23 protein-coding genes are annotated in these 21,321 nt (G+C 58.3%); 19 read left to right on the top strand and 4 right to left on the bottom strand.

Annotated elements, in window-relative coordinates:
- Nucleotides 1–46 precede the first annotated feature (46 nt).
- From PHQ58_RS19455 to PHQ58_RS19405, 11 genes are all read left to right on the top strand, one after another.
- On the top strand, nucleotides 47–499 hold the full coding sequence (locus PHQ58_RS19455; protein WP_300114516.1) for an SH3 domain-containing protein: 453 nt from the start codon (nucleotides 47–49) through the stop codon (nucleotides 497–499).
- A 7-nt stretch (nucleotides 500–506) separates the two neighbouring features.
- A complete protein-coding gene (locus PHQ58_RS19450) occupies nucleotides 507–1,385 on the top strand; it encodes a carbohydrate kinase family protein (protein WP_300114513.1) in 879 nt (292 codons plus the stop codon).
- Nucleotides 1,373–2,647 (top strand): hypothetical protein, encoded by a 1,275-nt coding sequence (locus PHQ58_RS19445; protein WP_300114510.1) that lies wholly within the window; start codon nucleotides 1,373–1,375, stop codon nucleotides 2,645–2,647. Before PHQ58_RS19450 ends, PHQ58_RS19445 begins: the two co-directional genes overlap by 13 nt.
- Nucleotides 2,644–3,486, top strand: coding sequence for a PIG-L deacetylase family protein (locus PHQ58_RS19440; protein WP_300114508.1), 843 nt, complete (start codon nucleotides 2,644–2,646; stop codon nucleotides 3,484–3,486). Before PHQ58_RS19445 ends, PHQ58_RS19440 begins: the two co-directional genes overlap by 4 nt.
- Nucleotide 3,487: 1 nt before the next feature.
- Nucleotides 3,488–4,501 carry an SIS domain-containing protein gene (locus PHQ58_RS19435; protein ID WP_300114505.1) on the top strand — a complete coding sequence of 338 codons (1,014 nt, stop codon included), beginning with the start codon at nucleotides 3,488–3,490 and terminating at the stop codon, nucleotides 4,499–4,501.
- A gap of 60 nt (nucleotides 4,502–4,561) precedes the next feature.
- The gene (locus PHQ58_RS19430; RefSeq protein WP_300114503.1) at nucleotides 4,562–5,695 is read left to right on the top strand and encodes a mechanosensitive ion channel family protein; all 1,134 of its coding nucleotides are present in this window, start codon (nucleotides 4,562–4,564) and stop codon (nucleotides 5,693–5,695) included.
- 125 nt (nucleotides 5,696–5,820) lie between these two features.
- The gene (locus PHQ58_RS19425) at nucleotides 5,821–6,852 is read left to right on the top strand and encodes a DctP family TRAP transporter solute-binding subunit (RefSeq protein ID WP_300114501.1); all 1,032 of its coding nucleotides are present in this window, start codon (nucleotides 5,821–5,823) and stop codon (nucleotides 6,850–6,852) included.
- A 97-nt stretch (nucleotides 6,853–6,949) separates the two neighbouring features.
- Nucleotides 6,950–8,566 carry a methyl-accepting chemotaxis protein gene (locus PHQ58_RS19420; protein ID WP_300114498.1) on the top strand — a complete coding sequence of 539 codons (1,617 nt, stop codon included), beginning with the start codon at nucleotides 6,950–6,952 and terminating at the stop codon, nucleotides 8,564–8,566.
- 117 nt (nucleotides 8,567–8,683) lie between these two features.
- Nucleotides 8,684–9,667: a TRAP transporter substrate-binding protein gene (locus tag PHQ58_RS19415; RefSeq protein ID WP_300114495.1), complete on the top strand. Its 984-nt coding sequence runs from the start codon at nucleotides 8,684–8,686 to the stop codon at nucleotides 9,665–9,667.
- A 59-nt stretch (nucleotides 9,668–9,726) separates the two neighbouring features.
- Nucleotides 9,727–10,254: a TRAP transporter small permease gene (locus PHQ58_RS19410; protein WP_300114492.1), complete on the top strand. Its 528-nt coding sequence runs from the start codon at nucleotides 9,727–9,729 to the stop codon at nucleotides 10,252–10,254.
- Nucleotides 10,251–11,534 (top strand): TRAP transporter large permease, encoded by a 1,284-nt coding sequence (locus PHQ58_RS19405; protein ID WP_300114490.1) that lies wholly within the window; start codon nucleotides 10,251–10,253, stop codon nucleotides 11,532–11,534. The genes PHQ58_RS19410 and PHQ58_RS19405 overlap by 4 nt, the downstream gene beginning before the upstream one ends.
- 118 nt (nucleotides 11,535–11,652) lie before the next feature.
- On the opposite strand, the gene PHQ58_RS19400 is transcribed toward PHQ58_RS19405, so the two are convergent.
- Entirely contained in the window at nucleotides 11,653–12,294 is a 642-nt protein-coding gene (locus PHQ58_RS19400) for an MBL fold metallo-hydrolase (protein ID WP_300114489.1), read from the bottom strand.
- 162 nt (nucleotides 12,295–12,456) lie between these two features.
- Here PHQ58_RS19400 and PHQ58_RS19395 point away from each other — a divergent pair, with 162 nt between their 5' ends.
- The 5 genes from PHQ58_RS19395 (at nucleotide 12,457) to PHQ58_RS19375 (ending at nucleotide 16,100) form a co-directional block, all read left to right on the top strand.
- Complete coding sequence (locus tag PHQ58_RS19395) at nucleotides 12,457–12,873, top strand: hypothetical protein (protein WP_300114487.1); 417 nt, start codon at nucleotides 12,457–12,459, stop codon at nucleotides 12,871–12,873.
- A gap of 26 nt (nucleotides 12,874–12,899) precedes the next feature.
- Nucleotides 12,900–13,463 carry a universal stress protein gene (locus PHQ58_RS19390; RefSeq protein WP_300114484.1) on the top strand — a complete coding sequence of 188 codons (564 nt, stop codon included), beginning with the start codon at nucleotides 12,900–12,902 and terminating at the stop codon, nucleotides 13,461–13,463.
- A gap of 109 nt (nucleotides 13,464–13,572) precedes the next feature.
- Complete coding sequence (locus PHQ58_RS19385) at nucleotides 13,573–13,968, top strand: DUF1924 domain-containing protein (RefSeq protein ID WP_300114482.1); 396 nt, start codon at nucleotides 13,573–13,575, stop codon at nucleotides 13,966–13,968.
- Between the two features lie 134 nt (nucleotides 13,969–14,102).
- The gene (locus PHQ58_RS19380; RefSeq protein ID WP_300114479.1) at nucleotides 14,103–14,708 is read left to right on the top strand and encodes an OmpA family protein; all 606 of its coding nucleotides are present in this window, start codon (nucleotides 14,103–14,105) and stop codon (nucleotides 14,706–14,708) included.
- A 159-nt stretch (nucleotides 14,709–14,867) separates the two neighbouring features.
- Nucleotides 14,868–16,100 carry a putative zinc-binding metallopeptidase gene (locus PHQ58_RS19375; protein WP_300114476.1) on the top strand — a complete coding sequence of 411 codons (1,233 nt, stop codon included), beginning with the start codon at nucleotides 14,868–14,870 and terminating at the stop codon, nucleotides 16,098–16,100.
- Nucleotides 16,101–16,208: 108 nt separating this feature from the next.
- On the opposite strand, the gene PHQ58_RS19370 is transcribed toward PHQ58_RS19375, so the two are convergent.
- Entirely contained in the window at nucleotides 16,209–16,511 is a 303-nt protein-coding gene (locus PHQ58_RS19370) for a single-stranded DNA-binding protein (RefSeq protein WP_300114473.1), read from the bottom strand.
- A gap of 114 nt (nucleotides 16,512–16,625) precedes the next feature.
- Between PHQ58_RS19370 and PHQ58_RS19365 the strand changes: the two genes are divergently transcribed.
- Both PHQ58_RS19365 and PHQ58_RS19360 read left to right on the top strand, forming a co-directional pair.
- Nucleotides 16,626–17,048: a hotdog fold thioesterase gene (locus tag PHQ58_RS19365; RefSeq protein WP_300114470.1), complete on the top strand. Its 423-nt coding sequence runs from the start codon at nucleotides 16,626–16,628 to the stop codon at nucleotides 17,046–17,048.
- Between the two features lie 164 nt (nucleotides 17,049–17,212).
- Nucleotides 17,213–17,431 carry a YdcH family protein gene (locus tag PHQ58_RS19360; protein ID WP_300114467.1) on the top strand — a complete coding sequence of 73 codons (219 nt, stop codon included), beginning with the start codon at nucleotides 17,213–17,215 and terminating at the stop codon, nucleotides 17,429–17,431.
- A gap of 45 nt (nucleotides 17,432–17,476) precedes the next feature.
- Here the strand turns inward: PHQ58_RS19360 and PHQ58_RS19355 are convergent, their stop codons facing one another.
- Complete coding sequence (locus PHQ58_RS19355) at nucleotides 17,477–18,055, bottom strand: cob(I)yrinic acid a,c-diamide adenosyltransferase (protein ID WP_300114464.1); 579 nt, start codon at nucleotides 18,053–18,055, stop codon at nucleotides 17,477–17,479.
- Between the two features lie 26 nt (nucleotides 18,056–18,081).
- A complete protein-coding gene (locus PHQ58_RS19350) occupies nucleotides 18,082–19,668 on the bottom strand; it encodes a hybrid sensor histidine kinase/response regulator (RefSeq protein WP_300114461.1) in 1,587 nt (528 codons plus the stop codon).
- A 50-nt stretch (nucleotides 19,669–19,718) separates the two neighbouring features.
- Here PHQ58_RS19350 and PHQ58_RS19345 point away from each other — a divergent pair, with 50 nt between their 5' ends.
- Complete coding sequence (locus tag PHQ58_RS19345) at nucleotides 19,719–21,146, top strand: FAD-linked oxidase C-terminal domain-containing protein (RefSeq protein ID WP_300114458.1); 1,428 nt, start codon at nucleotides 19,719–19,721, stop codon at nucleotides 21,144–21,146.
- The last annotated feature ends 175 nt before the right edge of the window (nucleotides 21,147–21,321 follow it).

The raw sequence follows: 21,321 nt of genomic DNA, 5'->3' as shown, positions 1-21,321 counted from the left end.
TTTTGCTGTTCCTTTCATGTTTGTATATTTTTTGATCTGGAGTCACATGTTTAAGCTGAAAAACCTGTTCGGTTTGTCGTTGGTATGGATATCTTTGGCATTTGCGCCAGTGCTGCAAGCCAAAGAGATGGTGAGTGTGAATCGACCGCAAATCTACTTGCGTTCAGGCGCAGGCACACAACATGATGCGCTATGGGCACTGTCCAAAGGTTTCCCTCTGGAGGTCACTGGCCACCGCGGCAACTGGGTGAAAGTGCGTGACTTTGAGAATGATGTTGGGTGGGTCTACCGCCCACTGGTGAGCAAAACGCCCCACATGATCGTCAAGTCAGCTACGGCAAACGTGCGCAGCTCACCAAGCACCCACGGCCGCCTTCTCGGCAAGGTTACGCACGGCGAAGTGTTGCGCACACTTGAACACCGTAACAAATGGGTCAACATCCAGAGCGAAGGCGGGCTCAAGGGCTGGATTGCGCGCCGCCTGCTCTGGGGCTGGTGAGCGCGCCATGACTGACCTCGTTGTTATCGGCTTGGCCTACTTTGAAGTGTTCGTGCCACCGCACGTGCGCCCACCAGCAGGTGAAGAAGTGTTTGTGGACGGTATCCAGTTGGCGCTCGGCGGAGCGCTCAACACGGCCAGCGTTGCCGCCGCGCTGGGCTTGAAAGTCACCCTGTGCCTGCCAATGGGCCAGGGCCTGGTGGATCAGGCCGTGACCTTGCTGGCGCAGCGCCTGGGCATCACGCTGGTGCCGTTGGCTGCACGGGACAACCCTGCGATTTCACTGGTTTTCTCAGATGCCCATGACCGTGCGTTTGTCAGCACCGCCGAGCTCGATGTGCTCAGCAGCGTCAAGCACCTGCCTGCCAGCACATGGGTGCATGTGCCCGGGCTGGAGGAAGCGGCCCGCCTTGTATTGCCGCTGGCCCTAGCGCGACAGAACGGCGCAAATATATCAGTCAGTGGCAGTTGGAGTCCACTCCAGCTGAGCCAACTGGCCAGCCGCCAGGATCGCGCCTGGGATTTGTTGGTGCTCAACGAAAAAGAAGCTTTGGCAGCGTGTGGCACGGTTGACGCCGCGCCACAGCGCCTGGCACACACGGCATCCTCGGTGCTGGTCACGCAAGGCTCACAAGGTATTTTTGGCATGCTCAATGGCACTCCACTGCGGTTGCCCGCAGTGCCTACAGCCGTGCTTGACGCCACAGGTGCCGGCGATGCTTTTTGTGCGGGGGTGATCACTGGCTTGGTGCGTGGTGCCCTCCCCAAGGCCGCAGTGCAATTAGGTGCGCGAACCGCCGGGAAAATTTTGAAACAAGCTGGCGGACTGGTCACCGATTCCAGGCTGATGGCCGATTTAACCTGCGACAACTTATGCAAACCTTGACCATCTTGGGGGGCGGCAGCGCCTACACCCCCGGCCTGTTGCAAGCCTTGATTGCGCATAGCGCCGAGCTGCCACTGAAAACCGTACGACTTTATGACACCAATGCCCTGCACTTGGCCATCGTGGCCCGCCTGGGCACTGCCATGGCGCAGCACGCTGGCGCGTTCAAAGTTGAAATAGCCGACACACTGGAGGCGGCCATTGAAGGCGCTGACCTGGTGCTCAATTCGACTCGGCCGGGCGGACTTGCCGCACGCCGTCTTGATGAGACCCTGCCGCTTGAATTTGACATTCCGGGCCAGGAAACGGTCGGCCCGGGTGGCTTCTTTTTTGCGCTGCGCTCGGTGCCCGAGGCCCTACGGGTGGCGAACACGATGCAAGCCTTGGCACCACTTGCCATTCTGCTCAACTACACCAACCCCAGCAACATCGTCACGCAAGCGCTGGTGGACCACGGTGGTGTGCGTGTGATTGGGCTATGTGACCAGTCAGACGAAGACCTGCTGGCCATTTGCCATGCTTTAGGTCGACCGGGGCGCTATGCATTTCGCTGTAACGGGCTCAACCACGCCACCTGGTACAGCCGCATCGTCATTGATGGCGTGCCACTTGCCAAACACACCGCCGCCCTGCTGACGCCTGACGACTGTGACGAAGAGCACAAATTGCGCTTTGAGTTGTCACTGGTTTTGGCCCGTGACAACCCCGGTTTTTGGCCCAACTCCTACCTTCCGTATTATCTTTTCCCCGAGGCTTTTGTGGCGCAGGCGCGCCGACTGGGCCCACGCAGTGACGTGGTCATGGCATCGTTGGACAGGTTTTACGCACACTTTGAGGCCGAAGGCCAAAAAGCCAACCCGCAACTTCGCTTTTACCGTGGCTCAGCCGGCTTTGGCGACTTGGCGGTGAAGGTCATCCGCGCACTCGCCTCAAACACGCCCCAAGAGCTGGTGTTGAACCTGCCCAACCACGGTGCCACATTGGCTTTTGCGCACGACACCGTGATCGAAACCCGCGTACGAATCTCACGCTCTGGCATCGAACGGCTGGCTGCGCCGAAACTGCCCACTTCTTTTTACGGACTGGCGGCAAAGCTTGAGCGCTACCAACGACTCACAGCCAATGCAGCCCATGCCGGCGATGGCCAATCGCGGGTGGCTGCCCTGGCTGCACATCCGATGGTTCGGCAGCCCCTGCTTGCCGCACGCATGCTCAGGCGCGCCCAGGAAAGCTACGGCGCATTGATTACGACCGCGCCATGAAAACGATGCCCCTTTTGGCGCGCTTTGACTGGGATGAATTTGAGCGCGTGGTGATTTTGTCGCCACATCTTGACGATGCGGCCTTGAGCTGCGGTGCCTTGCTGCATGCGCTCAAAGATCGCATCTCCACCCTGGTAGTAAGCATCAGTTGCGGCACCTCACGCAGGCTGAGCAGCGACGGCAGCAACAAAATTGAACACCGCCACGGCCACGTGAGCTCGCGCCTGCGTCGCGCGGAGGACATCGCCGCCATGCACTCGGTCAATGCTGATTTTGTACATCTGAGCTTTGCCGATGGCATCTACCGAAGAAGCCCACTGACGGGTAGGCTGATTTACCGCAGCGCCCGTGAGCGCTGGGTATCGCCCCGCATTGACGACATGGCACACATTGAGGAGTTGTACCTGGTGCTGCGTCGTCTCTGCCTTGACCTGGGTCGGATTTTGCTGGTCAGCCCAATGGGGGTGGGACACCACGTGGACCACCAAATCGCCGCACAGGTAGCGGTGCGCCTGGCAGCAACGGCGACGGGTGCCGAATTGCTCTTTTATGAAGATTTCCCTTACGTGGCCGATCCCAGCATCGGAAAGGGCGACCAGGACGGCCCACTGCAAGCGCTCAACCGCCTGCACCAGGCTGCCAGTAAACGCTTTGCGCTGCCGGTGGATGTGGATGCAAAGGTGGCCTTGCTGCGGCACTACGCCAGCCAAGTGCCCGCTCTGTTCGGCGACGAGGACGGCATGCGTACGCGCATGGCCAACCACCGTCATCTCACACAACCCAGCGAGTTTTACTGGCAAACCCAGCCTGTGCCCGCCTACACCCACAAGGAGAATTGACATGCTGAATAGTCTGATGGCCAGTGAGGCCCGCTTTGCCCCTCAAGTGCTTGTCAGCCAGGCAACACGCTGGCAACAAGAGGCTGTGGCCATTCGCCGCCATGTCGCCAATCGCCCCACCACCGTGCTGCTCGGGCGAGGCAGCTCAGGCAATGTGTGCTCATTTGCCACGTATTTGTTTGCGCTTCAAAGCGGGCGCCATCCGATTGAGTTTCGACCCTGGTTAGCCACCCAGCCCCTACCTGAAGCGGATTGGAGCGATGCGGTGGTCTATGCTTTTTCGTATTCCGGCAAATCCACCGACATTGCAGCCAGTGCCGAATGGCTGCGCGCACGCGGTGCCCTGGTGGTGGCCGTCACACAGGCCAACACACCCGATGCCCACCTGCTAAAGCACGCACACCACAACATCCATTTGGGATGCGGCGAAGAATTCGCGGTGCCCGCCACCAAAAGCGTGATTGCAGAACTGTTTGTGGCCGCCGCGTTGGCCGGGTTCGATATCGAATTGGCCGCCAAACAAACGGCCGACTGCATGTTGCACATCGATGCAGCAGGCGTCCCGGCCCAGTTAGCGACGTTTCTGGCAGGCGCGCGCACTGTTACCTGGCTGGCGCGTGGTCCTTCCTTTGGCGGCGCGCTTGATGCCGCGCTCAAGCTACAGGAAAGTGCCGGTATTCCGGCTTTCGGATTTTCTACAGCCGAGTACCTGCACGGGCCAATTGCTGCTGCTAGCCCAGCAGACCGTGTGGTGCTGTTCACGGCATCCGATGAGCCCATGGAAACCAAACAAGCCGTCGCTGCAGCCTTGCTGGCGCGCGGCGTGCCGTTCATCTGCATGGGTTGCAATCAGAGCCAGGACGCTCAAATCCCGTTGCCATTCCCAACTGCACGCTGGGCCCGCACTGCGCTGTTGGCCTACATCGCGCAACTGACGTGCGCCACCCTGGCTGAGCGCAGCGGGATCGATCCTGACACCCACCCCGCACTGCGTAAAGTCACACAAACGCAGTGACATCACGGGTCACCCAAAAGCACCAGTCCATCCTTTCTCCGATTTCTGCATTTCATCTACATGTTTAGACAACTGATCACCCAAAATTCCCTGCAAGACTGGACCTACGCACTGCTGGTGGCAGCCGCCTTCATTTTGGTGCTGCACCTGCTACGGCGACTGGCATTGCATCACTTGGAACGGGTTGCCCAAAATACCAAAACCGTCATAGACGACTTTTTGGTTGACGTACTGTCAGCCACCCGAGTCTTGCTGACCACGGCGATCGGCCTCTATCTAGGCACCCATTTTTTGACGCTGCCCGATGCGCTGGAAAAATGGGTCGGCCGTATTTTTGTCACCGTGATGATTCTGCAGGCTGGATTTTGGTGCATTCGTGGGCTCATTTTCTGGCTGCGGCACCATTTCGCTCAGGGCGGACCAGAAGACGAGGGCGCGCGTAGCATGAGCCTTTCACTGCTGTCCTTTCTGGGCCAAGTGGTGATTTGGGTGCTGGTGCTCCTGCTGATGCTGGACAACCTGGGCATCAACGTCACGGCGCTGGTGGCTAGTCTGGGCATTGGCGGCATCGCTGTGGCACTGGCCATGCAGAACATATTGGGCGACCTGTTTGCATCGTTGTCGATTGCCATCGACAAGCCGTTTGTGATCGGCGACTTCATCATTGTGGATGACATGATGGGCAACGTGGAACATGTTGGTCTGAAGACCACGCGCATACGAAGTCTCAGCGGCGAGCAAATCATTTTGTCCAATAACGACCTGCTCAAAAGCCGCATCCGAAACTACAAGCGTATGCAGGAACGCCGGGTGGCGTTTGCCATTGGTGTCACTTACGACACCCCGGCAGAACAACTCGCGCACATTCCCAGCCTGATTGAGCAGGCCGTTGCGGCACAGTCTGATGTGCGCTTTGACCGTGCCCACCTCAAAGGTTTTGGCGCATTTTCTTTGGACTATGAGGCGGTTTACTATGTGCTCAGCGCCGATTACAACATGTTCATGAACGTACAGCAGGGCATCAACCTGCAATTGGTGCGCAGCTTCGCGGAGGAAAAGATCGAGTTTGCTTTCCCGACCCAAACCTTGAACCTGAACCACAGCGCCATCCCCGGACTGGCCAACGCAGCAGAACCCATCGCAAAAACAGCACCCACATCAGCCTCAGCACCAGCGGCGGTGAACCCTGCTTAATTTATAAGCTTTTTAGGCCTCTGGCCCTTATGATAAAAGCGTAAGCAGCTATTAATTAAATAGCAATTTAAGCCTACATTTTGGTCTGAACTGCACGGCTTGCCAGCGTGCGCATAATCGCGGGCATGACTCTGCCCGGCCCCTATGCCATCCAACGCCGCCATTGGCTGGCAGCGTGCGCCAGCGCTGCCCTGCTGCCAGCGTCCGCCCATGCCAGCCTGCGGACCGACATCACGCTACGTTTCTCGCACGTGGTGGCCGAAGAAACACCAAAAGGCCTGGCAGCCAACCGCTTCAAGGTGTTGGTGGAACAGCGCTCTGGCGGGCGTATTGGCGTGCAGGTGTACCCCAACGCCCAACTGTACGGTGACCATGATGAGATGCAGGCGCTGCAACTGGGCGCAGTCGACCTGGTGGCGCCTTCACTGTCCAAATTTGGTCGAATCGGCCTACCTGAGTTTGAGCTGTTTGACCTGCCGTTTCTGTTTGACGACTTGGCGGCTGTGCGGCGCATCACGCTGGGGCCACTGGGCCAAAAACTACTGGACGGATTGCAGCACCAGGGGCTGGTGGGCCTGGGATTTTTTGACAACGGCTTCAAGCAGATGAGCGCAAATAGGCCACTGCTGGAGCCCCGGGACTTTGTCGATTTGCGCATGCGCGTACAGGCATCAAAGGTGATTGCAGCGCAAATGCGGGCCTTGGGCGCACGGCCCGTCACACTGGCCTTCAGCGAGACCCGCCGCGCCTTGGCCGCTGGCGTGGTCGATGGCACAGAAAACCCGGTGTCCAACTTCTGGACACAAGCCATGCACCAGGTGCAAAGTGATTTGAGCCTGACCGAGCATGGCTACCTGGGCTACGCCGTGGTCACCAACCAGCGCTTTTGGCAAAGCCTGGCCAGGCCTGACCGGGCGCTGATCAACCAGGCGCTGCAAGAATCGCTGGCCTTTGCCAACCAGATTGCCGACACGCAAAACGACCAGGCCCTGCAAGCCTTACGTCTGACCGGCACCACCCGCATACACGTTCTCAGTGATACCCAACGTACACGGTTGCGGCTGGTGGTTAAACCAGTGCAACAGGCTTTGGCACAACGCATTGGCCCGAGCTGGACGCGTGCCCTGCAAGAAGCCATGCGCCAAACCAGCGCCTGACGCACAGGCCTCATGGTTAACCCTAGCTGAGGAAGGCCACAGTTCGCAAAAGGTCCGCCAAGGTTTATGCTGTTTTCTTTTATTCAGGATGTTTTGCATGAAGCCTTTTTCGCACATGAACATGGCGGCACGCCTGACCTTTGGCTTTGGCGTGATCCTGGCAATGATGCTGGGCATGGCCACCCTGTCACTGCTGCGCATGCAGGCTTTGACTTCAGCCCTGGAAGTCATCACCGTCACCAACGCTGAGCGCGCCCAAACCATCAATGTCATGAAACGCCAACTGGCCACCTACGTGCAAACCCTGGGTGACTTGGGCAGCACCGACCTGGCGGGTGGACCAGCCGTACTCAAGCGGATTCGCGCCGCACAGAACGACTACAACGCGGCCCAAACCAAAGTAGCCGGCTTGTTGCCAGCCGATACCACTGTGCAAGCGGTATTGACCGAAGTGCAAAATGCCGCGCTTGCGGCCACCGAGTTACAAACTATCGGCGACAAGCTCGCTGAAGGCCGTGGCGAGGCAGCACAAGCGTTTCAGGTGCGCAACGAGTACGGCAAAGACACCGCCACCTGGAGTGCCAGGCAACAAGCCTGGAGCAAGGCCGTCTACCAGTTGAGCGACTGGCATGACCAAACCAACGCAACACACTCCGCCCAAGCCACGGCCACCGCGAAAACCGCCCGCCAGACCATCATGGCCGGGGCCTTGTTAGCTTGGCTGCTGGGTAGCCTGATTGCCGTGTGGCTGGTGCATGACACGCGCAAAGCCATTCACGCGGCGGTGGCAGCTACCGCGCGCATGGCCCAGCACGACCTGTCCCAGGCGATTGACACCGGTCGCCAAGACGAAATTGGCGCACTGCTGGTCGCACTGGAGACCATGCGGGTGAACCTGCACAAGCTAGCCACTGGCGTGGGCACCGCTTCGGAAGATGTCAACAACTCCAGCGGCGAAATCGCCCAGGGCAGCATGGACTTGAGTGACCGCACCGAAGAGGCCGCCAACACCTTACAAACCGCCATGGCCGCCATCTCGCAGCTCAACGCCTCGGTCAATGAAACCACCACTGCGTCGCGCTCGGCAGAGTCCCTGACCCAGCATGCGGTGGAAGTAGCCAAGCGCAGTGGTAACGAAATGACGCTGGTGGTCGCCACCATGGGTGAGATTGACACCGCTGCACACAAGATTGCGGACATCATTTCACTCATTGACGGCATTGCGTTTCAAACCAACATCCTGGCACTTAACGCTGCGGTGGAGGCGGCCCGTGCGGGCGAGCAGGGCCGTGGTTTTGCCGTGGTGGCCAGCGAGGTGCGCTCGTTGGCCGGGCGCACGACAGAAGCGGCCAAAGAAATCAAGATGCTGATTGAAGCCTCGCTGAACAAGGTGCAGTCTGGCACCGCGCAGGTCAACAAAGCCGGCAACACCACGCATGAGGTCACGGCCTCGGTGCAACGCGTGAGTGACACGGTCAACGGCATCACCGCACAAGCCAGTGATCAACTCCTGCACATTGAACAAGCCAATCAACTCATTGGCCAGTTGGATGTGGTGGCGCATCAAAACGCGGCCCTGGCCGAAGAATCTGCCGCCGCCGCCGCCTCGCTGCGTCAGCAGGCCAGCCACCTCAGTGGCTTGGTGCACCAGTTCCAGCTTGGCAGCCCAAGTGCACAAGACGTTGCTGCGGCAAAAACGGCGCAGCTGGCCTAGGGCGGCATCATCCCCAGGGTAAACCCTAGCTGTTGAACGCCACAGTTGCAAGCACTTGCGCAGGCTTCTACATTCGCCCTGTCGTTTGAGACATTTATTCAACTGAGGAGACACACAATGAAATTGAAATTGAAACTGGTTGCTGCTGGCATGTTGTTGGCATTTGGCATGGCGGCACACGCCGCCCCTATCGTTATCAAATACAGCCACGTGGTGGCAGACGTGACACCCAAGGGCCAAGCCGCCCTGAAGTTCAAGGAACTGGCTGAAAAGAAGTTGCCCGGCAAGGTGGATATTCAGATCTTCCCAAACAGCCAGCTGTTTGGCGACGGCAAGGAAATGGAGGCCCTGCTGCTGGGAGACGTGCAAATCCTGGCACCCTCATTGGCCAAGTTTGGTAAATACACCAAGCAAATCCAGATTTTCGATTTGCCTTTCCTGTTTGACGACATCCAGGCTGTGGACCGCTTCCAGGCCAGCAAAGAAGGCCAGGGCTTGCTGAACTCCATGGAGAAAAAGGGCATCAAGGGCTTTGGCTTTTTGCACAATGGCATGAAGCAGTTGTCGGCCAACAAGCCACTGGGTTACCCGACCGATGCCAAAGGTTTGAAGTTCCGCATCCAGGCCTCTGATGTGCTTGAAGAGCAGTTCAAGGCCGTCGGGGGCAACCCGCAAAAGCTGGCGTTTGCCGAGGTTTACCAAGCCCTGCAAACCGGCGTGGTTGACGGCACCGAAAACCCCTGGTCGAACATTTACAGCAAGAAATTCCACGAAGTGCAAAAGTACATCATGGACAGCAACCACGGCGTTTTGGACTACATGGTGATTGGCAACGCCAAGTGGTGGGCTGGCCTGCCACCCGATGTGCAAAAGGGGTTGTCTGAAGCCATGGCGGAATCCATCAAGTTTGGCAACAAGGTCGCATTTGACGAAGACATGGCTTTCCGCAAAAAAGTGATCGACGAAAACAAGGCCAAGGTGCTGCCTATGAACAAGGAGCAAACCGCCGCCTGGCGCTCCGCCATGCAGCCGGTGTGGAAAAAGTTTGAAGGCGAGATCGGCAAACCGCTGATCGATGCTGCCCTCAAAGCCAACAAGTAAGCCCGGTTCATACCGATCCCAACTCCCCGGCTTTGCCCGGGGTTTTTTTGGAGTATTCCATGAAGATTCTTGACCACCTGGAAGAGTGGATCATTGGGCTGATGCTGGCCGCAATGACCGGCCTGACCTTTTTGCAGGTCGTGATGCGCTACGTGTTCAACAGCGGTTTTTCCTGGGCGCTTGAGCTCACCACCGTTTTTTTTGCCTTCATGATCTTCGTGGGCATTTCGTACGGCGTGCGGGTGGGCTCGCACATTGGCGTGGATGCGCTGGTGAAAATGATGCGCCCCACGCTGCGGCGCAATGTGTCTATCCTGGCCGTTTTGCTCAGTCTGCTGTATGTAGGCTTCGTGCTCACCGGCTCCATGACCTATGTGCTGAAGATGAAAGATGTCGGCATTGAGTTTGACGACATGCCGATCCAGCGCTGGCAAGTACTGGCCGTGATGCCGCTGGGCTTTGCGCTCACTGGCTGGCGTTTTCTGCAAATCCTGATTGGCCTGGTAACAGGTAAAACCGACAGCCTGCACCTGGCAGACGAAGCCGCTGAAGCCCTGAAACTCAAGTCTGACGAGGCTCAATCATGAACACCCTGGTACTTTTTGCCGTCCTGTTTTTCTGCATGGCCATCGGCATGCCGATTGCCGTGAGCCTAGGGCTCTCCAGCCTGCTGACGATCTTTTTCTTCTCGCAAGACTCGCTGGCGTCGATGTCGATCAAGATCTTCGAGACCAGCGAACACTACACGCTGATGAGCATTCCGTTCTTCGTGCTGGCCGGGGCCCTGATGAGCACCGGTGGTGTGGCCAAGCGCATGGTGGTGTTTGCCATTGCCGCAGTGGGCCACTTGCGTGGTGGTCTGGCCATTGCGTCCATTCTGGCGTGCATGCTGTTTGCTGCGGTGTCAGGTTCCAGCCCGGCAACGGTGGTGGCGATTGGCTCGATCGTGATTGCTGGCATGGTCAAGAACGGCTACCCGAAAGAGTTTGCTGCAGGCGTGATCTGCAACGCCGGCACGCTGGGCATCTTGATTCCGCCTTCCATCGTGATGGTGGTTTATGCGGCCGTGACCGAAGTGTCGGTGGGGCGCATCTTCATGGCCGGTGTCATTCCTGGCTTGCTGCTGGGCTTGATGCTGATGGTGGCAGTGTGGTGGCGGGCCGGCAAGCTCAAGATCAAGCCGCCGCCCAAGGCCAGCGTGCCTGAAGTGTTGCGCGCGTTCAAGGACTCCATGTGGGGGCTGGCGCTGCTGGTCATCATCATGGGCGGTATTTACGGCGGCATATTCACACCCACTGAGGCGGCTGCCGTGTCGGCGGTGTATGCGCTGGTGGTGGCGGTTTTCATTTACAAGGACCTGAGCACTAAACAGTTGCCGCATGTGTTTCTGGATGCGGCGCGCACCACGGTGATGCTGATGTTCATTGTGGCCAACGCCCTGCTGTTTGCCCACGTGCTGACCACCGAGCGCATTCCGCAAACCATTGCCGAGCATATCGTCAGCATGGGCATGACACCGTGGATGTTCCTGCTGGTGGTCAACATCATCTTGCTGATTGCCGGCAACTTCATGGAGCCGACCGGCATCATTTTGATTCTGGCCCCGATCTTTTTCCCGATTGCCACCAAGCTCGGCATTGACCCGATTCACCTCGGTGTGATCATGGTGGTGAACATGGAGATTGGCATGGTGACGCCGCCGGTGGGGCTGAACCTGTTTGTCACCAACGGGGTCACCGGCATGAGCCTGGTGCAGGTGACCAAGGCGGCGCTGCCGTGGCTGTCGGTGTTGCTGGTGTTTTTGGTCATGATCACCTACATCCCGCAAATCACGTTGTTCCTGCCTGACATGATTTTTGGCAAATAGCAGGCGGTTTCGATTGTTATAAGCTTTTTAGGGCTCTAGCCCTTATTTGGTGGGCGCAGGCAGCTATTACAAAAATAGCAGTTTGCGCCCATTTTTTGCCTGGTGTGTGGGTGCAGACTTAGGCGCCGTCCGCCACATAGGGGTTCGTGCGCCGCTCGCGTCCAAACGTACTCTCAGGCCCGTGACCGGGGATGAACACCGTGTCGTCGCCCATCGGCCACAGGCGATTTTTGATGCTGGCTATTAACGTGTCGTGGTCCCCTTGCGGAAAGTCCGTGCGGCCAATGGAGCCAGCAAACAACACATCACCGACAAAGGCACGCTTGGCCTCACTCGAGTAAAACACCACATGGCCCGGCGTGTGGCCCGGGCAGTGCCGCACCGTGAGCGTGCATTCACCCACTGTGACGGTGTCGCCATCATGCAGCCAACGCGTCGGCTTGAAGGGTTTGGCAGGTGGAAAGCCAAACATCTTGCTTTGCTCAGGCAGGCCATCTATCCAGAACTGGTCGGCCTCCTGCGGGCCGATGATGGGCAAATGCAGCCGCTCGGCCAGCTCGCCCGTGCCACCCGCGTGGTCAATGTGGGCATGGGTCAGCCAGATTTGTTCCAGCGTCAAGCCCAGGCGCTTGACCTCAGCCAAGATCACATCCAGGTCGCCACCGGGGTCAATCACGGCGGCCTGCAAGGTCTGGTCACACCAGACCAGTGAACAATTTTGGGCAAAAGGGGTAACGGGAATGGTGAGATATCGAAACATGGTCGCTGAGAAGTTTGCTGGCAATTTGGATGTTTCAAGTATGCATTGAAGTTGCCTCCAGCCTCAAACGCCAAATTCCGCACAAAAATCTTTCCTTCCCATCGCCATTTTGGGACACCGCCGGCTTGACAAACTACATTTGCACAAATATAGTAGCAGCCTATGAACAAGGCCTGCATGTCACCATCCAATCCAAGCAGCGGAATTCGAGCAGCTCAGCACCACACCAGCAAGATGATGTTGGTCTTCGGACAGGGCGAGGTTCAACTTTCCATGACAGAGATCGAGGCGTTGAAAAATTGGGTTGTGACTTGGTCGGCGATGCGCAAGCGCAACACGGTTGCCATGAGCGGCGCCAGTGAAGCTTCCCGCACTGGTCGGTTGCGGCGCGTCTATTCCTTGGTCCAGGCGCTGATACACCTTGGAGTAAGAGCCAAAAGCATCCGCCAGGAGGAAGACTTGGCCAAACCCACAAGAATGGGGCTCATGGATGATCTGCCCGCCGATGTGGTCTGGCTAGAGTTTGTCGAACCGCGGGGCGACATACGCCCCAGCGGGCAGCAAGCACCGACATCCTAAATGCCACCTTCAACCAAGATGAGCCCATGTACAAACGAATATTGATTGTGTTAGACGATCAGGCAGCGGCCCAGACTGCACTCAGACAAGGTGTTGAGGTGGCGCGAGCCCACCACGCCAGCGTTATCTTTTTGTACGTTTTGCCTGCCGACCCTCACTATGCATTCCCCATGGTGAGTGGCATGCCCGTTGTACCCATGCTGTCTGCTGAAGAGTTCAAGGCGCAGGCGCACAACATGGCTTCTCGTGTGCTTATGGCAGCGTCAGCTCATGCAGAATCTTGGGGTGTTCTTAGTACGCGGAGCATGGGCTCAGGTGCAGACGCCGCAGAGTACGTGGCGCTGGCAGCCGTCAACCGCCGATGCGGGCTCATCGTGGTCGCTTCAGAGCGGAAGAATGCAGTGATGCGTTTGCTAAACGGCAGCATCGTTCCTGGGCTGATCACCAAATCTTCAGTTCCGGTCATGGTTTGCCCGCATGATGATCCTGCCCCGGCGGGCGCTCTTTTGGGCAGCAATATGGCTAAAAGAACTCGGCGCATCAGAGCTGTCGCCAGTGTCGGCGCAGCCGATGGTCCAGGCAGCGACTGATCACAGTCGCCACAGAATCAAGCCAGTAAATCAAACTGCTCTCTACATCAACACCGCGCCAGCGCCCGACCTGGCCGCGTTTTGATGCGCTCACATAAAAAAATTGCTCATGAAAAAAACAATCAAGAAAATGACCTGGCTGGCCAGTTTGATGCTGTCGCTTGGCGCTGTGGCCAACCCTGCCTATGACAGTTATCGCATCGCAGCCAAGCAGGAAAATCCGGCATTCAAAGACTTTTCTGTCGAGGCCGGACGCAGGCTCTACACGACCAGAGTGAGCGAGTTGATGTGTACCTCCTGTCATACCGACTCCCCGATGCTGCAAGGCCAACATGTCAAGACAAACAAGATCATTTCCCCAATGGCACCGGCTGCCAACCCGAAGCGTTTAACTGACGCGGCGAAAGTAGAAAAGTGGTTTAAGCGCGATTGCAATGACGTTTTGAACCGCGACTGCAGCGCGCAAGAAAAGGGAAACTTCATGGCTTACCTGTTTTCCCAATAGGGTGCGCTGCGTGAAATTTCACACCTGTGGGGTCTCGCAGCCCTTGCGTTTGTGAAGCGTCAAGCCAACTATTCAACGTGTCGTGAGAACGCCGCCTGAGGCGTGCTTAACAGGCGTGGCGCCAGCAAAGCGCGATGCGGCATGGTGATGTGTTCCTGGAGTTTTGGATTTTTTTAACCTGGAGATTTGATATGCATATTCATAGGCAAGCGACACTCAGCATCGCGATGGCAACCACTGTTTTCTTGGCAGCTTGCAGCAGTACCCCCATTGCAACGCCTGTAGCTGCGACGCCCAGCCCAGCCCCTGCCGCGGCTGGTGGCCAGGCTGCAAATCAACCTGCATTGCCCGCTGTGGTGGTTGCCGCTCCGCTGGCTCCTTACCTCGATCCAAAAAATCCACTGTACAAAGAACGCAGCGTTTATTTCGATTTTGATCAGTCGACTGTCCAACCCGGCGCTGCGCCGCTGTTAGAACTGCACGGCAAGTACCTAGCCAGCCATCCGCAGGTCGTCATCAAGATAGAGGGCAATACCGACCAACAGGGTGGCGCCGAGTACAACCTTGCACTGGGGCAAAAGCGGTCTGAAGCCGTGTTGAAAGCACTCAAAATCTTTGGTGCAAAAGAAGGACAAATGGAAGCCGTCAGTCTGGGCGCGGAAAAACCAAAAGCCTTGGGCCGCGACGAGACTGCCTATGCTCAAAATCGGCGTGCTGATCTCTCCTACCCGCAGAAGTAGTTCACGCGCGTAAATGTGAAGGCGGCGAGCCAAGAGTCGATCTTCTGACCGCATCGACCCCTCGGTGGTTTTACCAATATGCTCAGACGTGGCACACTGCACCGCCCGTGCCGGTGGCCAACCCCAACGGCCACCCGTTGCCTGTTTTGAGAGTCTATCTTGCCAACTTCCGATACCTTTGCGCCCACCGTTTCCCAAGTCCTGGGCCAGGCCGTGCGCGTCTATCACTGCCAGTGCGGACGCCCAACATTCTTCCGAAACAGCACCTGCCTGGCTTGCAATACACCACTTGGCTATCACCCGGAGCAGGCGACACTGTTGCCGCTAAAACCTGGGGTCGAGCCAGGTACCTGGGTCGACTGGCAAACGGATGGGCCCGCCTACGATCGATGTGCCAACCTTCACACCGCAGCCGCCTGCAACTGGCTGCTACCGGTGGGTGAGCGCCAGGTACATGAGCAATTGTGCCGAGCCTGCAGACTCAATCGCACTATTCCCGATCTGGCCGACCCCAAGCACCCGGACAACGGTGAATTGTGGGGACGCATTGAATTAGCAAAACGGCGGTTGGTGTCGGCACTGCTGGTGATGGGGCTTCCGGTCGCATCGCGCGAGACGGAAGACACTGAGAGTGGCCTGATGTTTGACTTTCTGCGCGCAACTGACGATGCATCGCCTGTGATGACTGGGCATCACAAGGGATTGATCACCCTCAACATCACAGAGGCCGATCACGCCAAACGCGAATTCACCCGACAAGCCTTGAACGAGCCCTACCGCACATTGCTAGGGCATTTCCGCCATGAGGTAGGTCACTATTATTGGGACCGACTGGTAGCTGGCACTGAATGGGTGAACCCTTGCCGGACCTTGTTCGGAGATGAGCGGCGAGACTATGCCGCCAGCCTGAAGGCGCATTACAAAAAGGGGCCGCGCCAGGACTGGCAACAGCACTTTGTAAGTTCTTATGCCAGCGTACACCCCTTTGAGGATTGGGCCGAATGCTGGGCGCACTACATGCATATGCGCGACACGGTCGATACGGCAATGAGTTTCGGTCTCAGCGTCGACGCCGATCAACTTGAATTCACCCCATTTACGCTGGACGCTTTGTACCAGGCGGATCATCCTGAAGCGGTGCTTTTTCTGGCGTTTCTGAACCATTGGAGGCAATTGACCATGCTGCTTAACGGCATGTCGCGCGCCATGGGACAAGCTGATTTTTACCCCTTTGTGCTGGCAAATGACGTTGTAGCCAAACTCCACTTTATTCACTTGGTTGTGAGTGCAGCCGGGCAACACAACGCCGCGCCGACCCATCTCGCGCAAGGAAACGGCCCACGCAGGCATCAAAGTCAGGCAAAAACGCCGTCCACAGACCATCCCTACTAGTTGGGCGAACAGTGTCACGACGATAAGTCTGCGCGACATGCCTGCAAAAAAATTTCAGGGCCTGGATGAACATTTGAGACAAACTGCCTCAGCTGCATTGGGCCGCAGCTATGCCCCGGTTTCGCTGCTCACCACGCGGTGCGCCACCAGGTCAAGCGCCGGCTTGGTGTTGCCCTGCTTGTCGGTCCACACCTTGGGGTTAAGGTGGCCGGCGGCGGCTACGGAGTCGCCGTCGCGCAGCGCCAGCAAGGCGACACAGGGGGCGTCATCAAAGGCAATCACATTGACCATCAGGCTCTCGCCCTCATTGCTTTGCGCCTTGACCCTGGCCACCACAAAGGTACTTTCACCCTTGCCCTGGCGGCGCTCTGGGTCACCCATCAACCTGCCCGCAATCAGCCCGTCAATCATCTCAGCACCCCTTCAGCCATTTGGCCTTAGAAAACAAAGCTGCATGGTAGCTGCACAGCCGGGACGCAGCCGTGCTGGCTATAGTCTGGCCATCCTTCTTTTTTGGAACTTCTCATGCGCATTTGGCAGCAAGACATCTCAGTGGCAGAACTCACCCGCACCAGCCTCAACACGGCTGTGAGCCACTTGGGCATTGAGTTTTTGGAGGTGGGTGACGACTTCATCACCGCCCGCGTACCGGTAGACGCGCGCACCCGCCAACCGTTTGGTCTGTTGCATGGCGGCGTGAGCGTGGTGCTGGCCGAAACACTGGGCTCGGTGGCGGCCAACTATGCCTGCCCGAGCGGGCACCAAGCGGTGGGGCTGGACATCAATGCCAACCATTTGCGCAGCGCAAAAAGCGGCTGGGTAACTGGCACCACCCGGCCCGTGCACATTGGCCGTACCACCCAGGTCTGGCAGATTGACATGGTCAATGAAGCCGGCGAGCCCACCTGTGTGTCGCGCATCACCATGGCAGTGCTGGCCCCTAAGTAAATGATTATTTTAATAAAAATTAGGCTCTAGCCCTTTATATATAAGCGTAAGCAGCTATATAAAAGATAGTGAAAAAATGACGCAAAGTGCCCACTGGTGTGGAGTAAAGTCGGGGTTTGGCGCGAGCCAAAACCACCCCAACCGGTTTAACTTGAGGATATTGCATGTTTCCTGAATACCGCGAACTCATCACCCAGCTGAAAACCAGCGACGCCCACTTTGTCAGCCTTTTCCAGCAACACAACGCGTTGGACCAGCAGGTCAAACGCATGGTGTCGCGCACCGACCCCAGCTCGCCTGAACAAATTGAAACGCTCAAGAAAGAGAAGCTGCGCTTGAAAGACGAGATATTCGCTTTGCTTAAAAAGGCGGCGCAGGCCTGAACCCTAGGTCTCGTCAACCTGGCCCGACTTGCGCCAGGCCGGTGGCTACTGCGCTTGGTCGCGCGCCAGTTTCTCGCTGTGCCAATACACATCGTCCCCGGTGCTGCCGTCAGTGCGGTATCGGTTGAGCACGCGGGCCAGCACAAACATCAGGTCTGACAGGCGGTTAAGGTACTGGCGGGGCGTGTCTTTCAGGGCGTCTTGCGCACCCAGCGCCACCACCGCGCGCTCAGCCCGGCGCGCCACTGTGCGACACACATGGGCCAGCGAGGCGGCCCGGGTGCCGGCTGGCAAGATGAATTCCTGCAGCTTCGGCAGCGCCGCGTTGTGCACTTCAAGCGCTTCGTCGAGCGCCAGCACCGCGTCTGCTTTCAATAATTCAAACCCCGGAATCGACAACTCACCGCCCAGGTTGAACAGCTGGTGCTGGATTTCAACCAGCAGGCTACGCACCGATTCAGGCATGGCTTCGCACAGCAACACGCCCAGGTTGGAATTGAGCTCGTCCACATCGCCCATGGCGTGCACGCGCAAGCTGTTTTTGGAGACCCGGGTGTTGTCACCCAGGCCGGTGGTGCCGTTGTCACCCGTTCGGGTGGCGATTTGTGTCAGTCGGTTGCCCATGATGGCCTCGTTAAAAATTGATTGGGTCAGGTGCCGGGTTGAGCGGCGTCAAAGGTGTGGCGCGGCAAGGTCACGGTCAGCGCCGTGAGATGGTCCTTGTCGCTGGTGACCATGCTGATGTCGCCCTGCTGCGCGCGGGCCAACATCAGGGCCGAATAGGTGCCAATGCCAATGCCACCTTGCTTGCCGCTGGTGGCGAACTTGTCAAAAAACCGCTCGCGCAGCTCTGGCGGCACCACGCCGGCGTTGCTGATCAGCACGCGCAGCGGGTTTTCATCACGCAGGGCCACCACCACGCGGCTACCCGGTGGGGCAGCTTCGCATGCGTTTTTGATCAAGTTTTGAAACAGCGAATAACACAGCGTGGTCTCGCCAGACGCGTGTGGCAGCTCATTGCCCACCGGCGTGTCGGTGTCGACCTCAAGGGTGAGCTGCTTGTGCGCAAACCCAGCCCGTGACAGGTCCACGATACGGTGCAAGATGTCACCCACGTCCACCGCAGTAGCCTTGGGTTTGTAGCGGCCCATCTCGATCTTGTAAAGCTCACCGGCCAGGTTAACCATGTCCATGACCTGCTGGGCCGTTTGCTGCACCAAGCGCAATTGGGCGGCGTGTTTGGGCGCCATGTCTTCGTCATCGGCCAATGTCTGCACCATGCCGACAATGCCCGCCAACGAGCCCTTGAGGTCGTGCCGAGTCATGTGTTCGGCGTCTTCGCGCATGCGGGCTTCGTCCAGCATGGTGTCGTAATCCGCTTGCAGCTTGCGACGCATGTCGACAAACTGAATGAAGTTGCGCACCCGCGCCCGCAGCGCCTTGGGGTTGTCGGTTTTGGAGACAAAGTCCACCGCACCCAGCTCCATGCCCTTAAGGCGGGCCGCGTCGTCGCTCAGGCCGGTAACAAAAATCACAGGCAGTTGGGCCGTGGCGGGTACCTCGCGCAGGCGGCGTACCACCTCGAAGCCGTCCATGCCGGGCATCATCACGTCCATCAGCACCAAGTCTGGCAAAGTTTCGCCCTGGCACAGCGCCAGCGCTTGCGGGCCGTCGGTGGCGGTGAGCACCTGGTACTCGTCGGCAAACAATTTTTCAAGCAATTTAAGGCTGACCGGGTAATCGTCCACCACCAGAATGCGCGACGGTGGCAGTGCGCCTGGCGTCAACCCGGCGTCGGCACGGTCTGCTGTACCGGGCAAGGGCGTGTTTGATGCGGACTTGGGCGGCAGACGGCCTTGCGGCGTCAGCATGCGATCAAGCCGGTTTTTGAGGCTACCCGCGGTGTACGGCTTGACCAGCAGACCGCTGACGCCGGCAGAAATCACATCTTCGATGCGCTGGCGCTCAGCCTCAGCGGTGATCATCAGAAACGGCATCTTGGCCAGCCGGGCATCGGCGCGAATGGTTTTGAGCAGCTCCAGGCCAGACATCACCGGCATGTTCCAGTCTGACAGCACCGCGTCAAACTTGGCGTGACGCAGCATGTCCAGCGCCTCGGCGCCGTTGCGGGCCGACTTGATTTTCTCGAAACCCATGCTGCGCAGCTGGTTGATGGTGACCGCCCGCATCAGCTCCAGATCGTCCACCACCAGGTAGGTCAGTTCGTGCAGCTTCATACGGTTGTACAGTGGCGTTTCATATTGAATCATTATCACGGAGTCACGCCATGAACGCACCCACCCCCGCGCCCCAATTGCTACCTGAAATCAAGGCCCGCGCCGTGCCACCCGCCCTGCTTGACGCGCTGCTAGCCCGCTTTGGCACCCAGTTTTCGACCGCGCTGGTGGTGCGCGAGCAGCATGGCCGCGACGAATCGGCCTTTTCCGTGCCGCCACCTGCGGCCGTGGTGTTTGTCCAAAACACGCAGGATGTGGCGGATGCGGTCAAACTGGCCGCCCAATTCAAGGTGCCGGTGATACCGTTTGGCGTGGGCTCGTCACTCGAAGGGCACCTGCTGGCCGTGCAAGGCGGCATCAGCCTGGATGTGAGCCGCATGAACGAGGTGTTGCGCATCGACGCCAATGACTTGACCGTGACGGTGCAGCCCGGTGTGACGCGCAAGCAGCTCAACGAAGCCGTCAAGTCGACCGGCCTGTTCTTTCCGATAGACCCCGGCGCCGACGCCACGCTGGGCGGCATGTCGGCCACCCGCGCCAGCGGCACCAACGCCGTGCGCTACGGCACCATGCGCGAAAACGTGCTGGCGCTGGAGGTGGTGACTGCGCAGGGCGAGGTGATTCGCACCGGGACGCGCGCCAAAAAATCCTCAGCGGGCTACGACCTGACGCGCCTGATGGTGGGCAGTGAAGGCACGCTGGGCGTGATCACCGAGGTGACCGTCAAGCTCTACCCGCTGCCCGAGGCGGTGATGGCCGCCACCTGCAGCTTTGACAGTCTGGCCGATGCGGTCAACACCACCATCCAGATCATTCAACTAGGCATACCGATTGCCCGCTGCGAGCTGCTGGACGCCAACACCATCCGCATGGTGAATGCGCACTCCAAACTCAGCTTGCGCGAAGGTGCCATGCTGTTGATGGAGTTTCATGGCTCGCCAGCCAGCGTGCAAGAGCAGGTTGAGATCGTGCAAGAGCTTGCCGCCGACCAAGGTGGCCAGACCTTTGAATGGGCCGCCACCCCCGAGGAGCGCACCCGCCTGTGGACGGCGCGGCACAACGCCTACTTTGCCGGCATCCAGTCCCGCCCGGGCTGCAAGGCCATTACCACCGACACCTGCGTGCCGATCTCGCACCTGGCCGACGCACTGCTGGACTCCGTGACCGAGGCTGAGCAAAGTGGCCTGACCTACTTTCTGGTCGGCCACGTGGGCGATGGCAACTTTCACATGGGTTATTTGATTGACCCCGACATTCCCCAGGAGCGTGACACGGCCGAGCAGCTTAACCACCAATTGGTGCAGCGCGCGCTCAAGCTGGGTGGCACCTGCACCGGCGAACACGGCGTGGGCCTGCACAAAATGGGCTTTTTGGTGGAAGAAACTGGCAGCGGCGCCGTGGCCATGATGCGCAGCATCAAACAAGCGCTGGACCCCGACAACATCATGAATCCGGGAAAGATATTTACTATTATTTAAGTAGCTATCTACGCTTGTTTCATAAGGGCTACAAGCAAAAATAACCACATATTTTGTAACTACTCAGCTTAACGAGCAAAGCTGGGCTGAATTATCTGGCGGTTAAACACGCTGACCAAACAGTCAAACAGATTGTTTTTCTGCTTGGTCATGGTTGCCAAGTAGGAGCGGATGG

Origin of the sequence: Rhodoferax sp., from assembly GCF_028688795.1 — a bacterium.
In the GTDB taxonomy this organism is placed as follows: Bacteria; Pseudomonadota; Gammaproteobacteria; order Burkholderiales; family Burkholderiaceae_C; genus Rhodoferax.
The sequence above is the reverse complement of the archived record's forward strand: the minus strand, read 5'-3'. Positions and strand labels throughout refer to the sequence as shown.